Source organism: Stenotrophomonas sp. TEPEL (assembly GCF_004348785.1).
In the GTDB taxonomy this organism is placed as follows: Bacteria; Pseudomonadota; Gammaproteobacteria; order Xanthomonadales; family Xanthomonadaceae; genus Stenotrophomonas; species Stenotrophomonas indicatrix.
The window spans coordinates 2,239,913-2,254,437 of record NZ_QQXJ01000001.1 but is presented as its reverse complement, the minus strand read 5'-3'; the positions used below and the strand labels follow the sequence as shown (position 1 = coordinate 2,254,437).

At 64.8% G+C, this 14,525-nt stretch carries 11 protein-coding genes; 4 read left to right on the top strand and 7 right to left on the bottom strand.

Going from position 1 to position 14,525, the window contains the following annotated elements; all coding sequences use genetic code 11:
• Positions 1-65: 65 nt before the first annotated feature.
• Complete coding sequence (gene acnA, locus TEP_RS10165) at positions 66-2,819, bottom strand: aconitate hydratase AcnA (protein WP_132825198.1); 2,754 nt, start codon at positions 2,817-2,819, stop codon at positions 66-68.
• Between the two features lie 257 nt (positions 2,820-3,076).
• Positions 3,077-3,448, bottom strand: coding sequence for an outer membrane protein assembly factor BamE (bamE, locus tag TEP_RS10160; RefSeq protein ID WP_132825197.1), 372 nt, complete (start codon positions 3,446-3,448; stop codon positions 3,077-3,079).
• 191 nt (positions 3,449-3,639) lie between these two features.
• Between bamE and TEP_RS10155 the strand changes: the two genes are divergently transcribed.
• The 4 genes from TEP_RS10155 (at position 3,640) to TEP_RS10140 (ending at position 8,800) form a co-directional block, all read left to right on the top strand.
• Positions 3,640-3,864, top strand: a complete 225-nt coding sequence (locus tag TEP_RS10155) for an AbrB/MazE/SpoVT family DNA-binding domain-containing protein (RefSeq protein WP_025878955.1) — start codon at positions 3,640-3,642, stop codon at positions 3,862-3,864.
• Between the two features lie 6 nt (positions 3,865-3,870).
• Positions 3,871-4,272: a type II toxin-antitoxin system VapC family toxin gene (locus TEP_RS10150; protein ID WP_049466025.1), complete on the top strand. Its 402-nt coding sequence runs from the start codon at positions 3,871-3,873 to the stop codon at positions 4,270-4,272.
• A 41-nt stretch (positions 4,273-4,313) separates the two neighbouring features.
• On the top strand, positions 4,314-6,905 hold the full coding sequence (gene acnB, locus TEP_RS10145) for a bifunctional aconitate hydratase 2/2-methylisocitrate dehydratase (RefSeq protein ID WP_132825196.1): 2,592 nt from the start codon (positions 4,314-4,316) through the stop codon (positions 6,903-6,905).
• Positions 6,906-7,030: 125 nt separating this feature from the next.
• On the top strand, positions 7,031-8,800 hold the full coding sequence (locus TEP_RS10140) for a WG repeat-containing protein (RefSeq protein WP_165933914.1): 1,770 nt from the start codon (positions 7,031-7,033) through the stop codon (positions 8,798-8,800).
• A gap of 95 nt (positions 8,801-8,895) precedes the next feature.
• On the opposite strand, the gene TEP_RS10135 is transcribed toward TEP_RS10140, so the two are convergent.
• From TEP_RS10135 to TEP_RS10115, 5 genes are all read right to left on the bottom strand, one after another.
• The gene (locus tag TEP_RS10135; RefSeq protein ID WP_132825194.1) at positions 8,896-9,267 is read right to left on the bottom strand and encodes a hypothetical protein; all 372 of its coding nucleotides are present in this window, start codon (positions 9,265-9,267) and stop codon (positions 8,896-8,898) included.
• Positions 9,268-9,505: 238 nt separating this feature from the next.
• Positions 9,506-10,579: a chemotaxis response regulator protein-glutamate methylesterase gene (locus tag TEP_RS10130; RefSeq protein ID WP_132825193.1), complete on the bottom strand. Its 1,074-nt coding sequence runs from the start codon at positions 10,577-10,579 to the stop codon at positions 9,506-9,508.
• Complete coding sequence (gene cheD / locus TEP_RS10125) at positions 10,576-11,172, bottom strand: chemoreceptor glutamine deamidase CheD (RefSeq protein WP_025878962.1); 597 nt, start codon at positions 11,170-11,172, stop codon at positions 10,576-10,578. The genes TEP_RS10130 and cheD overlap by 4 nt, the downstream gene beginning before the upstream one ends.
• On the bottom strand, positions 11,169-12,038 hold the full coding sequence (locus tag TEP_RS10120; RefSeq protein ID WP_132825192.1) for a CheR family methyltransferase: 870 nt from the start codon (positions 12,036-12,038) through the stop codon (positions 11,169-11,171). The genes cheD and TEP_RS10120 overlap by 4 nt, the downstream gene beginning before the upstream one ends.
• Positions 12,039-12,070: 32 nt before the next feature.
• A complete protein-coding gene (locus tag TEP_RS10115; protein WP_132825191.1) occupies positions 12,071-14,314 on the bottom strand; it encodes a methyl-accepting chemotaxis protein in 2,244 nt (747 codons plus the stop codon).
• Between the last annotated feature and the right edge of the window lie 211 nt (positions 14,315-14,525).

The window sequence follows — 14,525 nt, the reverse complement described above, 5'->3', positions numbered from 1 at the left end:
TCCGTGAGGGGCCGGCCCTTTTCGTTTGTTTCAAGGATCCGCCGGGCATGGCCCGGCGCTGCCCGCTATCTGGCAGCCAGCTGGCGCAGCACGTACTGCAGCAGGCCGCCATGACGGAAGTACTCCACTTCCTTCGGGGTCAGCAGCATCACCGAGACTTCGAAGGTCTTCTTCGTGCCATCGGCCTTGGTCGCGGTGACCGTGGCGCGCTTGCTGGCGCCGTCCTGCAGGCCGGTGACATCGATCACTTCCGAGCCATCCAGGCCCAGCGACTGTGCGTTTTCGCCGTTGCGGAACTGCAGCGGCAGCACGCCCATGCCGACCAGGTTGGAGCGGTGGATGCGTTCGAAGCTTTCGGCGATGACCGCCTTCACCCCCAGCAGCAGGGTGCCCTTGGCGGCCCAGTCACGCGACGAGCCGGTGCCGTACTCCTTGCCGGCCAGCACCACCAGCGGCACCTTGTCGGCCTTGTACTTCATCGCCGCATCGTAGATCGCCAGCTTTTCCGGCTGGCCGCCGTTGGCGGGGTAGTACAGGGTGTTGCCGCCTTCTTCGCCACCGAACATCAGGTTCTTGATGCGGATGTTGGCGAAGGTGCCGCGGACCATCACGTCATCGTTGCCGCGGCGGCTGCCGTAGCTGTTGAAGTCGGCCGGCTGCACGCCGCGCTCCTGCAGGAAGCGGCCTGCCGGCGAATCCTTCTTGATGTTGCCGGCCGGGGAGATGTGGTCGGTGGTGATCGAATCGCCGAACAGGCCCATCACCCGCGCGCCGTGCACATCATCGATGCTGCCGACCTGCATGGTCATGCCATCGAAGTAGGGCGGATTCTTGATGTAGGTGGACGCATCGCTCCATTCGTACAGGTCACCGTCCGGCGAGGCGATGGTGTTCCAGCGTGTATCGCCCTTGAACACGTCGGCGTAGTTCTGCTTGAACATCTCCGGGCCGACGGTGGCGGCGATGACGTCGCCGATCTCCTTGTTGCTCGGCCAGATGTCACGCAGGTACACCGGCTGGCCATCGCTGCCGGTGCCCAGCGGTTCGGTGGTCAGGTCGATGTCGGTGGTGCCTGCGATGGCGTAGGCCACCACCAGCGGCGGGCTGGCCAGGTAGTTCATCTTCACTTCGGGGTGCACGCGACCCTCGAAGTTGCGGTTGCCCGACAGCACCGAGGTCACCACCAGGTCGCCACTGGCGATGCCGGCACTGACTTCGGTCGGCAGCGGGCCGGAGTTGCCGATGCAGGTGGTGCAGCCATAGCCCACCACGTAGAAGCCGATCTTCTCCAGCTCGGTGAGAACGCCGGCCTTTTCAAGATAGTCGGTGACCACGCGCGAGCCTGGGCCGAGCGAGGTCTTGACCCATGGCTTGCGGTCCAGCCCCTTGGCGGCCGCGTTGCGGGCCAGCAGGCCGGCGCCGATCATCACCGCCGGGTTGGAGGTGTTGGTGCACGAGGTGATGGCGGCGATGACCACCGCACCATCCTTCAGCCGCACCTTCCTGCCGTCCATCTCGATGTCGGCATGGCCCTTGGCCAGCTGCTCGTTGCCCACTGCGGCGCCGCCGCCTTCATTGACGAAGGTGGAGACATCCTCGCTGCGCTTGTCGCGGTTGGCGGTCATGCCGACCAGCGCGTCGCGGTAGTTCTTCTGCACGTCTTCCAGCAGCACGCGGTCCTGCGGGCGCTTGGGGCCGGCCAGCGAGGGCTTCACCGTACCCATGTCCAGTTCCAGCGTGGTGCTGTACTGCGCATGCGGGCTGTTGGCGTCGTGCCACAGGCCCTGCGCCTTGGCATAGGCTTCGACCAGGGCGATCTGCTCTTCGCTGCGGCCGGACAGGCGCAGGTAGGTCAGCGATTCGTTGTCGATCGGGAAGATGCCGCAGGTGGCGCCGTATTCGGGGGCCATGTTGCCGATGGTCGCGCGGTCGGCCAGTGGCAGGTGCTGCAGGCCGTCGCCGTAGAATTCGACGAACTTGCCGACCACGCCGAGCTTGCGCAGCATCTGGGTGACGGTCAGCACCAGGTCGGTGGCGGTGGCGCCTTCGGGCAGCTTGCCGGTCAGCTTGAAGCCAACCACCTGCGGAATCAGCATCGACGAAGGCTGGCCGAGCATGGCGGCTTCGGCTTCGATGCCGCCCACGCCCCAGCCAAGCACGCCGATGCCGTTGATCATCGTGGTGTGGCTGTCGGTGCCGAACACGGTATCCGGATACGCAACGGCCTTGCCGTCCTTGTCCGCGGTCATCACCACGCGGGCCAGGTTTTCCAGGTTCACCTGGTGGACGATGCCGGTGTTGGGCGGCACCACCTTGAAGTTGTCGAAGGCCTTCTGGCCCCAGCGCAGGAAGCCGTAGCGTTCCTGGTTGCGCTGGAATTCGATCTTGCCGTTGAGGTCCAGTGCGTCGGGCTTGCCGAACACATCCACCTGCACCGAGTGGTCGATGACCAGTTCGGAGGGAATCAGCGGATTGATCTGTTCGGGGCGGCCGCCGAGCTTGACCACCGCATCGCGCATCGCGGCCAGGTCGACCACGCAGGGCACGCCGGTGAAGTCCTGCAGGACGACGCGCGCCGGCATGAAGGCGATTTCGGTATCCGGTTCGGCGCTGGGCTGCCAGCGGGCGACTGCCTCGATGTGATCCTTGCCGACGGTGACGCCGCCATCCTCGTGCCGGAGCAGGTTCTCCAGCAGGATCTTCATCGAGTAGGGCAGGTGGGAGATGTCGAAGCGCTGGCCCAGCTTGGGCAGGCTGAAGTAGTCGTAGGTCTTGCCGCCGACGTCCAGCTGGCTGCGGGTGGAGAACGAATCGCTCATGCGGGATGACTCCTCTTGCGGATGGCTTGCAGTGGCCCGCATGGGCGGGCCTGCTTGCGTTTGCCGGTGGCACTCCGGCCCCGGATCCTGCCCAGTATCGGCGATCCAGCGCCCGGCAATGACCCGGCAGGCTTGGAACGCAAGGTTACAGCGGTGTGTGTAGCCTTCGTGTCAGCGTGTGCATCGCTTTTGCGCTGGCCCGCACGCAGACGGGGCGCTCATGGGCGCCCCGTCCAGGAATGCATCGGCTGCAGGAATTACTTGCCGTTGGCGGCATCGATCAGCGGATTGCCGGTCTTGCCGACAGCGTTGCTCTTGGACTTGGCCGTGAGCACGCCCTGCTTGTTGAACTCCAGTACCGTCGCTTCCTGGATGTTCTTGCCGAAGCTCTTGATCTTCACGAAGTCGTAGTACCAGACCTGGGTGTCGCCCAGCTGTTCGCGGCGGCCGGGGGCGCCGAACTTCTCACGGATGTTGTCCTGGGTGGTCCTGCCCACTTCCAGGGTGTCCATCTGCTGCTGGGTGATTTCGATGCCGGTGGTGTAGGCGCCGAACGGGTTGGCATGGGCGGAGGTTGTCGAAACGGCCAGCGGGGCTGCGAGGATCAGGGCAAGGGCGAGCGCGCGCATGAAACTTCCTTATTTATGGAGCGGATAGGTGCGGTTGGAGCGCCGGGGCGTCCAGCCGGGGCGCAGCAGGGCTGCTGGACGAGTCTAACCCCCGGCTGCGACTGACGCGGGATCAGGGTCACATATCGGGAGGTTTGTTCCGGATGCGACGGGTATGTATAATTCATACATACTTTTTGAGGCGTACCCCCATGGAAGCCACCGTTGCTGAACGCGGACAGATCACCCTGCCCAAGGCAGTGCGCGATGCGCTGGGCCTGACCAAGGGCACCTTGCTGAAGGTGGAGCTGGAAGGCAGCCGGATCATCCTGCGCAAGAGCGTGGACGATGCGATCTCCCGCGCCCGCGGAAAGTTCTCGCTGGACGGCTTCGAATCGGCCGATGCGGCCGTGCGCGACCTGCGCGACGAGGAGTAAGCGGTGATGATCGCCGTCGATTCACCGGTACTGGTCGAACTGCTCAGCAACGGCCCGCAGGCCGATGCGGTGGAAGCCTGCCTGCGGCAGAGCCTGGTCGGTGGCCGCGTGGTGGTCTGCGGCGCGACCCTGGCCGAGATCTGCGCCGCCCTGCGCGGCGGTGCCGAGGTGCTGGAAGCGCTGGAAGAAATGGGCGTGCACTTCAACGCGCTGGAAGCCAAGTCGGCACTGCGCGCGGGTGAGATGCACCGCCGCCATCGCCAGCGCGGCGGCAGCCAGCGCCGTGGCCTGGACGAATTCATGATCGGCGCGCACGCCCTGCTGCAGTGCGATGGCCTGATCACCTGGAACGACACGTTTTATCGCGACTACTTCAAGGGCCTGAAGCTGATCGTGCCGCAAGCCTGAGCCCACTTTTTATTCACCTCACGCATTACCCGGGAGTTGTCATGTTGGAAGCCTACCGCCACCACGTCGCCGAGCGCGCTGCGCTTGGCATCCCGCCCCTGCCGCTGACCGCGCAGCAGACGGCCGATGTCATCGAACTGCTGAAGAACCCGCCGCAGGGCGAGGCCGAGTTCCTGCTCGACCTGCTGACCCACCGCGTGCCGGCCGGCGTCGATGACGCTGCCAAGGTCAAGGCCTCGTACCTGGCCGCGATCGCACTGGGCAGCGAGCAGAACCCGCTGATCAGCCGCGAGCGCGCCACCGAACTGCTGGGCACCATGCTGGGCGGTTACAACGTCGCGCCGCTGGTGCAGCTGCTGGACGATGCCAGCGTTGGCGCCATCGCTGCCGACGCGCTGAAGAAGACCCTGCTGGTGTTCGATGCCTTCCACGACGTGCAGGAAAAGGCCAAGGCCGGCAATGCCAACGCCCAGGCCGTGCTGCAGAGCTGGGCCGATGCCGAGTGGTTCACCAGCAACCCGGAAGTGCCGCAGAGCCTGACCGTCACCGTGTTCAAGGTGCCGGGCGAGACCAACACCGACGACCTGTCGCCGGCACCGGACGCGACCACCCGCCCGGACATTCCGATGCACGCCCTGGCGATGCTGAAGAACAAGCGCGACGACGCGCCGTTCACCCCGGAAGAAGATGGCAAGCGCGGCCCGATCCAGCAGATCCTGTCGCTGAAGGACAAGGGCCATCTGGTCGCCTATGTCGGCGACGTGGTCGGCACCGGTTCCTCGCGCAAGTCGGCCACCAACAGCGTGCTGTGGTGGACCGGCGATGACATTCCGTACATCCCGAACAAGCGCGCTGGTGGCGTCTGCCTGGGTTCGAAGATCGCCCCGATCTTCTACAACACCATGGAAGATGCCGGCGCGCTGCCGATCGAGCTGGACGTGTCGAAGATGGAGCACGGCGATGTGGTCGAGCTGCGTCCGTACGAAGGCAAGGCGCTGAAGAACGGCGAAGTGATCGCCGAGTTCCAGGTCAAGTCCGACGTGCTGTTCGACGAAGTGCGTGCCGGTGGCCGCATCCCGCTGATCATCGGCCGTGGCCTGACCGGCAAGGCACGTGAAGCGCTGGGTCTGGCCCCGACCGACCTGTTCCGCCTGCCGGTGCAGCCGGCCGACACCGGCAAGGGCTTCTCGCTGGCGCAGAAGATGGTCGGCCGCGCCTGTGGCCTGCCGGAAGGCCAGGGCATGCGCCCGGGCACCTACTGCGAACCGAAGATGACCTCGGTGGGCTCGCAGGACACCACCGGCCCGATGACCCGCGACGAGCTGAAGGACCTGGCCTGCCTGGGCTTCTCGGCCGACCTGGTGATGCAGTCGTTCTGCCACACCGCGGCCTACCCGAAGCCGGTGGACGTCAAGACCCACCACACCCTGCCGGAATTCATCTCCACCCGCGGCGGCATCTCGCTGCGTCCGGGCGATGGCGTGATCCACAGCTGGCTCAACCGCATGCTGCTGCCGGACACCGTCGGCACCGGCGGCGACTCGCACACCCGTTTCCCGGTGGGCATTTCGTTCCCGGCCGGTTCGGGCCTGGTCGCCTTTGCCGCTGCTACCGGCGTGATGCCGCTGGACATGCCGGAGTCGGTGCTGGTGCGCTTCAAGGGCAAGATGCAGCCGGGCGTGACCCTGCGTGACCTGGTCAACGCGATCCCGCTGTACGCGATCAAGTCGGGCCTGCTGACCGTGGCCAAGGCTGGCAAGAAGAACATCTTCTCCGGCCGCATCCTGGAAATCGAAGGCCTGCCGGAACTGAAGGTCGAACAGGCTTTCGAACTGTCCGATGCCTCGGCCGAGCGTTCGGCGGCCGGCTGCTCGGTGCGCCTGAACAAGGAACCGATCATCGAGTACCTGACCAGCAACATCACGCTGCTGAAGTGGATGATTGCCGAGGGTTACCAGGATCCGCGCTCGCTGCAGCGCCGTATCGAGAAGATGGAAGCGTGGCTGGCCAACCCGGAGCTGCTGGAGCCGGATGCCGACGCCGAGTACGCCGCCGTCATCGAGATCGACCTGGCCGACATCCACGAGCCGATCGTGGCCTGCCCGAACGACCCGGACGACGTGAAGACCCTGTCCGAAGTCGCTGGCGCCAAGATCGACGAAGTGTTCATCGGTTCGTGCATGACCAACATCGGTCACTTCCGTGCGGCTGCGAAGCTGCTGGAAGGCAAGCGTGACCTGCCGACCCGCCTGTGGGTGGCCCCGCCGACCAAGATGGATGCGTCCGAGCTGACCAAGGAAGGCGTGTACGGCACCTTCGGCGCGACCGGCGCACGCATGGAAATGCCGGGCTGCTCGCTGTGCATGGGCAACCAGGCGCAGATCCGCGAAGGCTCCACCGCGATGTCGACCTCGACCCGCAACTTCCCGAACCGCCTGGGCCGCAACACCAACGTGTACCTGGGTTCGGCGGAACTGGCCGCGATCTGCTCGCGCCTGGGCCGCATCCCGACCAAGGAAGAGTACATGGCCGATATCGGTGTGATCGCCGCCAGCGGCAGCGAGATCTACCGTTACATGAACTTCGACCAGATCGAGGAATACCAGGGCGTGGCCAACACGGTCGCTGCCTGAGGGTAGTGCCGGCCGTTGGCCGGCAGCCCGTTGAAACGAAGAACCCCCGGTGAGAGCCGGGGGTTTTTTGTGGACGGAGCACTTTCGTAGAAGTTGTATTTCTGTGGAGATGCATGGCGCCTACCGTGGATGCCCCCTCTTCGGTCTCGACTGAGATGCGCCGCTCATTTCTGCTGACTTCCTGCCCTACGCATCGCCGTACCGTCACCACCCAGGCTCTGGGCATTCTATTGGCTTCTGTACTTTTGACCATTGCGCCATCGGCAGGCGCGACGCCGGCGCCCGCAATGCCACAGCCCATCGAACCGCCGCCACGTTTCGATAGCACTACACGCCACGGCCTCTGTCATGAGGGTCGCTGCGTGGTGCTGGATGGCACGGGCCGACGACTGGCCGAGCATCGGGGAATGGAGTACATCCGTGGGTTCGAGAATGGGGCAGCGGTCTTCAAAAGTGGCACGAACTGGGGAGTCATCAATTCAGCAGGACGCGTCGTCGTGAAAGGACACTACGATCATGTACAGATGCATGGCAACGGGCTGATTGAGGCTGAGGTGTTGCTGCAGAACGAGCCCGATGTACGTAAACGCATAGATTTCTTTGATGGACGGGGCCGCTTGGTTCGGCGCTTTACGGTAGTGGTAGAAAAGGATCTTCTGCGCTCGACGGCCTGGGCTGGAAGTCCGGCTGTCGAAATCTGCAGCGAGGAAAGGCGACGTTGCAGGACCAGTTTCCTTGATGCGAAGGGCAAGTCCGGTCCAGTCTTCAATGACTTTATTGCCATTGATGATGATGCGGAAGTTGCCATCGCTTCGCGGGATGGTGTGCACTTCGGCCTGGTCGATCGATCACTTGCAGGCGTAGGCCGCCAGGACTACGACCGGATGACCTTCAACAGGTCGGGTTTCGCGCTCGCCACCCAAGCCGGGAACGACACCGTGTTGGATCCCCACGGGGTGCAAGTGGCGCCGATGGGGCGATATCGGTTCAAGTTTGGAATAGGTGGGTACCTGCTTTCGGCGGTCACCGAGGACGGCGAGTGCCTGCACTTCACGCGCGCGGGTTCGATATTTCCGACGCCTGCAGGCAACTGTATGAAGACCGATGAGTTCGCCGAACGCGTGGGCTATGTAATCTTCAGTTCGGAAGATGATGAATACGTTGTAGGCCTGGATGGATCGCTGCGCTCTGCGCAACACACTGCAGGCCTGTATCCGTTGAACCGCAGGATGGTCCAGTATCAAAAGCCCGGCGAAGCGGGGGTGCGTTTCATGATGCTGGATGATGGCAGCATCTCGTCTTCCCTGTACTACCGACTTGCGCCTTTTCAAACCGCGGCAGGACTGGATGACCAACTGCTGTTGGCCCAAGCCGATGGAGGATGGGGTGTAATAGATGCCAGGGGCGCTTGGCTGATTCCTCCTCGCTACCCACGGATCGAGCCGCTGGGTGCGAATCTGATCGCGGCATTCGAACAGCCGGGGTATGACCCGGGGTATCACATACTCGATCTGCGCGGTAATGCGCTAGCTGATTTCACGCCGAATGATCCCTCACCGGCCCTCTTGGCGGATGGAACGAGGGCCTACGCCCTCTCACTGCATGGTCGCTGGGGGCTTCTGGATGAGTCGGGACGATGGAGGCTTGCGCCACGCTACGGCTACGTGAGTGTTTCGAATGGCTTGGTTTTCGTGCGTGAGCGAAACAGCGCCGGTGATGTTACGGTTAACTTTCTTGACCCAGACACAGGAACGACGCTGTTCGAACAGGGATTTCTATCGGTTCATTCTCGTACGGATGGTCTGTTTGAGACATTGAAGACAGACCAGACCTTGGAGCTGATCAAGCTTGACGGGACCGTTCTGGGGCGTCTGCATCCCCGTCCCAACCGATAGCCGGAGCAGTGACTGGCGGGATCGCTGGAGCCTGGCGCGATCCAAATGGCAGATTTTGGCGTTTGGGCAACAACGGAACGGTTAGGCTTGCGGCGCTACTGAATGGTCCAGTCCGCGCTGCCTTCCAGCCGACGGCCGCCGATCAGCACGTTGCCGCGCTCACCGGAAACATCCATCTCGAACCAGGGCAATCCATCACGGCTATGTGGACGCACATAGGCCTGGTGCTTTGCGCGGTTGAATTCGATGTAGTAGCGGCGATGCACGTTGGGGTACGGCGGGATCGACGCGCCTTTCCAGCTGACGCTTACCGCGCCGGGGTCTTCGCGACCCACCAGCATCAGCATGAAGAACACATCACCTTGCTTGGCCTCGAAGTAGAACAGATCGCCACTGGCGCCGGCGGGTGCCAGTGGCAATGAAAGCAGTACGGCCGCCAGGGCGGCCTTCCATATGCCTTTGATCATGTGCAGCGTTCCTTGTGCAATACCGCTATCAAAGCACACATGCGGGTAGCGCGTTGAAACGAAGACCCCCCGGTGAAAGCCGGGGTTTTTTTTGTTGCCTGATGGCCTGTAATGCCGAATCCACGCGTGGCTGCTGTTCGCGCCATGCGCGATGAGTCGAGCGTGGCTCGACTCTACAACGGCATCCACGCATGGCGTGGATCTACTGCCCGCCGAGTCCTTGAGCTGCGGCGCGCAATCAGCTGCGGGCGAGGGCGAGCAACCGCTCGGCAATCCGTTCCAGCGGCACCTGTTCCTCGGCCGCGCCAAGCTTGAAGGCGGCACCGGGCATGCCCCAGACCACGCTGGTCGCCTCGTCCTGTACCAGCGTCGGCGCGCCGGCCTGGCGCATCTCCAGCAGGCCACGGGCACCGTCATCGCCCATGCCGGTCAGGATGGCACCGATGGCGTTGCCGCCCGCGCTCTGCGCGACCGAACGGAACAGCACGTCCACCGCAGGCTTGTGCCGGTTCACCGCAGGACCATCGTCGACACGGCAACGCCAGCGGGCGCCGTCGCGGATGATCCGCAGGTGCTTGCCGCCCGGAGGCAGGTAGGCATGGCCGGGCAGTACCGCTTCACCGTCGCTGGCTTCGCGCACGGCCATCGCCGAATGACGGTCCAGTCGTTCGGCGAAGGCAGTGCTGAAGCTGGCGGGCAGATGCTGGGTCATCACCACGGCCGGGCCGTCCGCAGGCATGCCTTCCAGCACCACGCGCAATGCTTCGGTACCGCCAGCCGACGAGCCGATGGCGATCAGGCGGTCGGTGGTGCGGAACTGCGTTGCTGCCGGGCGCGCGGCAGGTGCTGCGTCCAGCGTCAGTTTCGGCGTGGCCACGCGTACCAGCGGGCGCACCCGGGAACGCGCAGCCATCTTCACCTTGGCGATGATTTCATCGGCATAGCCCTGCAGGCCGCGGGCCACGTCGAGCTTGGGCTTGGACACGAAGTCCACCGCGCCCAGGCCCAGCGCCTGCAGGGTGGTATCGGCGCCGCGTTCGGTCAGCGAAGAGATCATCACCACCGGCAGCGGGTGCAGGCGCATCAGGTTTTCCAGGAACGCCAGGCCATCCATGCGTGGCATTTCCACGTCCAGGGTGATCACGTCCGGGGCCAGGCGCTTGATCTTCTCGCGGGCCAGCAACGGGTCGGCGGCGGTACCGACCACATCGATGGCTGGATCGCTGGACAGGATCTCGGTAAGCATCTGCCGCACGACGGCGGAGTCGTCGACGATCAGGACCCGGCAGGGGGCGTTGCCGGTCAGGGTCATTCGAACAGCTCCACGCCACCGGTGACCGGGGCCTTGGACAGGCGTGCGCGTACGGCCGATTCGGTCGCGGCGACTTCGGCTTCGTGGGCGTGTGGCAGGCGCTGCACCACCACGCGGCCGGTATCGGCGAAGAACCAGATCTTGCGCGGATGGATGCCGCACAGGTCCTCGGCGAGGATCGGGATGTGTTCGGCCTGCAGGTACTGGCGCACGAACTCGGCGTTGCGCGTGCCTACCGGATTGCTGGTGAAGCCCTTCAGCACGTTGGCCCCGCCGAACACCTTTGCCTCGATGCGCTTGCGGTGGGCACCGCGCTTGAGCATGTCGTTGATCAGCAGCTCCATCGCATAGCTGCCATAGCGCGCGGGCGCGCCGTCGCCGGCGTTGCCCTCGGGCAGCAGGAAATGGTTCATGCCGCCGATCTTCAGCACCGGGTCGCGCAGGCACGCCGCCACGCAGGAGCCAAGCGTTGTGGTCAGCGCGGTGGTGTCATCCACCACCAGGTACTGGGTTGGCAGCAGCTTGGCGGCGATGGTCTTGAAGCGTGCGTCCTGGTAGCGCATCACATCGTCGGTGCGCAGCGAAGCATTCATGCGCCGGCTCCCTGCGCACGACGATACAGGGTACGGCCGCAGGGCTGGATCAGGTCGGCAGCGTGCAGGTAGTTCTCCGAGTGGCCGGTATAGAGCAGGCCGTCGTCAGCCAGGTGGTTGACCAGGCGGCCAAGAATCGCGCGCTGGGTCGGCTTGTCGAAGTAGATCATCACGTTGCGGCAGAACAGCGCATCGAACGGGCCGCCGACGTCGTAACGCGGTGCCAGCAGGTTCAAGGGGCGGAATTCGATCAGCTCGCGCAGCGCCGGCAGCACGCGGCACTGGCCTTCGTTGGGACCACTGCCACGCTGGAAATAGCGGCGACGCAGGTCCGGATCGAGGCCGGCGACACGGTCGATGTTGTAGACGCCGCGCCCGGCGGTGGCCAGCACCTGGGTGTCGACGTCGGTGGCGACGATGCGTACCGGCGGCTTCAGGGTGCCGAACGCTTCGCAGGCGGTGATCGCCATCGAGTAGGGTTCTTCACCGGTGGACGCCGCGCACGACCACAGCAGCAGCGGACCGCGCCCGTTGCGCTGCTGCAGCTCTTCGCGCAGCTTGTCGAAATGGTGCGGCTCGCGGAAGAACGCGGTGAGGTTGGTGGTAAGGGCATTGGTGAATGCCTGCCACTCGTCACCATCACCCTGTTCCAGGTGGTCCAGGTACTGCTGGAAGCTGCGCATGCCCAGCGTGCGCAGGCGGCGCGACAGGCGTCCGTACACCATGTCGCGCTTGGCCGGGGCGAGGGCGATGCCCACGCGCTGGTAGATCAGGTCGCAGACGCGGCGGAAATCACGGTCGGCGAACTCGAATTCGCGCGTACCGCTGACGATGGGGGTAGGGCTCTGCACGGGTGACGTGTCCATCGGCGGGGCGGCGGCCGGAGCCGCCGCGAGGATCAGAATTCCTGCCAGTCGCCGTCGTTGGAGACGACGGTGCTGGAGTGGGTACGGCGGATCGGTGCGGGCGTCGACAACGGTCGCGAAGGCGCAGCGCTGGCAGCCTTCGGCGCGACCTTGGCGGTCACCGCCTTCACTGCGACAGCGACCTGGTTGTCGAGGCGAAAGATCGCCACGGCATCGGCCAGCTGTGCGGCCTGCTCTTCCATCGCCCGTGCTGCGGCGGTGGCTTCTTCCACCAGCGCGGCATTCTGCTGGGTGGTTTCGTCCATCTGCACCACGGTCTGGTTGACCTGCTCGATGCCGGCGCTCTGCTCCTGCGAGGCAGCAGAGATCTCGGCCATGATGTCGGTCACGCGCTGCACCGACGCGACGATCTCGCCCATGGTGCTGCCGGCCTGGTGGACCAGGCTGGANCCNTCGGCGACCTTGCCGACCGANTCGTCGATCAGCCCCTTGATCTCCTTGGCGGCGGCGGCCGAGCGCTGGGCGAGGGTACGCACTTCGCTGGCGACCACGGCAAAGCCACGGCCCTGTTCNCCGGCACGGGCCGCTTCNACNGCGGCNTTNAGCGCCAGGATGTTGGTCTGGAAGGCGATGCCGTCGATGACCGAGATGATCTCGGCGATNTTCTTCGAGGACGCTTCGATGGCCGACATGGTGGTGACCACCTGGCCGACCACTTCNCCNCCCTGCGAGGCCACNCCGTGCGCACCGATGGCGAGCTGGTTGGCCTGGCGCGCATGTTCGGCGTTCTGGCGCACGGTGGAGGTCAGTTCCTCCATCGAGGCGGCGGTTTCTTCCAGGTTGGCCGCCTGCTGTTCGGTACGGCGCGACAGGTCGCTGTTGCCCGAGGCGATTTCGCCCGAGGCCAGGGTGATGCTGGAGGTGCTGGCCTGGATCTGGCTGACGATCTGGGTCAACTGGGCGACGGTGGTGTTGGCATCGTCACGCATGCGGGCGAACACGCCGTGGAACTGGCCGTCCATGCGTGCGGTCAGGTCGCCCGCGGCGATGGCCTGCAGCAGCTGTGACAGCTGGCCAAGATTGCCGTCGGCGACCTCCATCATGCTGTTGAGCTGCTCGATCATCACGCGGAAATCGTGATCGAAGCGCTGCGCATCGCCGCGCTGCCTGAAGTCGCCGGCGGCGGCGGCCGATGCCAGCTGCTGAATCTGCGTGTTGATGGCCAGCAGGCTGGCCTTGGCCGCATCCATCGATTCGTGCAGGATCGCGCGGCTGCCCGGCAACCGGCGCGCATCGGGGGCGAGGTTGCCGGTGGCGTACTGGTTGAGCACATCGATGGCATCACGGATCGCATCGAGGTGTTCGAAGATCACCGTGTTGATGCCGCCGGCGAGCTGGCCATAGACGCCCGGGAAGTCTTCCGGTATGCGGTGGCTGATATCGGGGCCGGCATGCATCTGCGCCATCAGCTGGGTCTGCTCGGAGAAGCGACGCAGCATCGCGGTCATCTCCGCGGTAGCCGCCAGCATGCGACCCGCCTCATCCTTGCCGGTGGCCTGGGTGGTGACGCTGAGATCGCCGCGGGCGACGGCCTGGATGGCATGCACTGCCTTGCCCAGCGGGCCGACCACGGCGCGCGAGATGATCACGGCCAGGGTGGCGGCGACCACGACCAGCAGCACGATGGCGGCGATGATGGCCAGCACGCTGTTGCGGTGGGTCGCGTTGGCGTCGTCGATCTTGCCCTGCATCTGGGTTCCCAGCAGCGCACTCAGCGCCTTCAGGTCTTCAAAGGCCTTGCGGCGCAGCGGGCGCGACTGCTCATCGGAAATCTGCCGGGCCGCTTCGCCATCACCAGCGGTGGCCGCTTCGCGCAGCTTGGCATTGGCGGCGAAGTAGCCATCGACGTCGGCCTGCACGGTCTGGTACAGCGCGCGCTCCTTGTCGCCGGCCGGCAGCTTGGCATAGGCCGCCAGCTGCTCGCGCACCACTGCAGCGGTGTCGTTCATGCGCTTGTCGTAGTCGGCCACTTTCTCCGGCTGGTCCAGCATGCTGATCTGGGCCAGTTCGTAGGTGCGGAACTCACCCAGCTGCGAGCGCACTTCACCGAGGTACTGCACCGATGGAATGTCGTTGGTCGCCATCGAGGTCAGCTTGGCGTTGGCTTCAGACAGGCGGACCAGGGCGAACGCACCCAGCACGACGGTCATCAGGGTGGTCAGGGTGAATCCCACAGCCAGCTTGCGGGCGATGGGCAGATCGTGGAACCACTTCATGCGGGGTGCTCCAAGGTGGGCAGAATACCGGCGGCGGCGCCGCGGGCAAAAGGTCGTTGCAGGAGGGAACGGTGGTGCCGGGTGAAGGATTGGTGACTGCCGTCAACCCGAGATAGCGGCGCAGCTGCGCCGTACTTTATGGACCGATGTCACATTCGCTGGCGTAGGGGAAACCAACGGAAAGCATGTAGTGGCGGGGCTTTCACCGCGG

Coding starts and splice junctions, on each gene's coding strand:
- acnA (WP_132825198.1), bottom strand. CDS start 2,819: ATGAGCGATTCGTTCTCCACCCGCAGCCAGCTGGACGTCGGCGGCAAG.
- bamE (WP_132825197.1), bottom strand. CDS start 3,448: ATGCGCGCGCTCGCCCTTGCCCTGATCCTCGCAGCCCCGCTGGCCGTT.
- TEP_RS10155 (WP_025878955.1), top strand. CDS start 3,640: ATGGAAGCCACCGTTGCTGAACGCGGACAGATCACCCTGCCCAAGGCA.
- TEP_RS10150 (WP_049466025.1), top strand. CDS start 3,871: ATGATCGCCGTCGATTCACCGGTACTGGTCGAACTGCTCAGCAACGGC.
- acnB (WP_132825196.1), top strand. CDS start 4,314: ATGTTGGAAGCCTACCGCCACCACGTCGCCGAGCGCGCTGCGCTTGGC.
- TEP_RS10135 (WP_132825194.1), bottom strand. CDS start 9,267: ATGATCAAAGGCATATGGAAGGCCGCCCTGGCGGCCGTACTGCTTTCA.
- TEP_RS10130 (WP_132825193.1), bottom strand. CDS start 10,579: ATGACCCTGACCGGCAACGCCCCCTGCCGGGTCCTGATCGTCGACGAC.
- cheD (WP_025878962.1), bottom strand. CDS start 11,172: ATGAATGCTTCGCTGCGCACCGACGATGTGATGCGCTACCAGGACGCA.
- TEP_RS10120 (WP_132825192.1), bottom strand. CDS start 12,038: ATGGACACGTCACCCGTGCAGAGCCCTACCCCCATCGTCAGCGGTACG.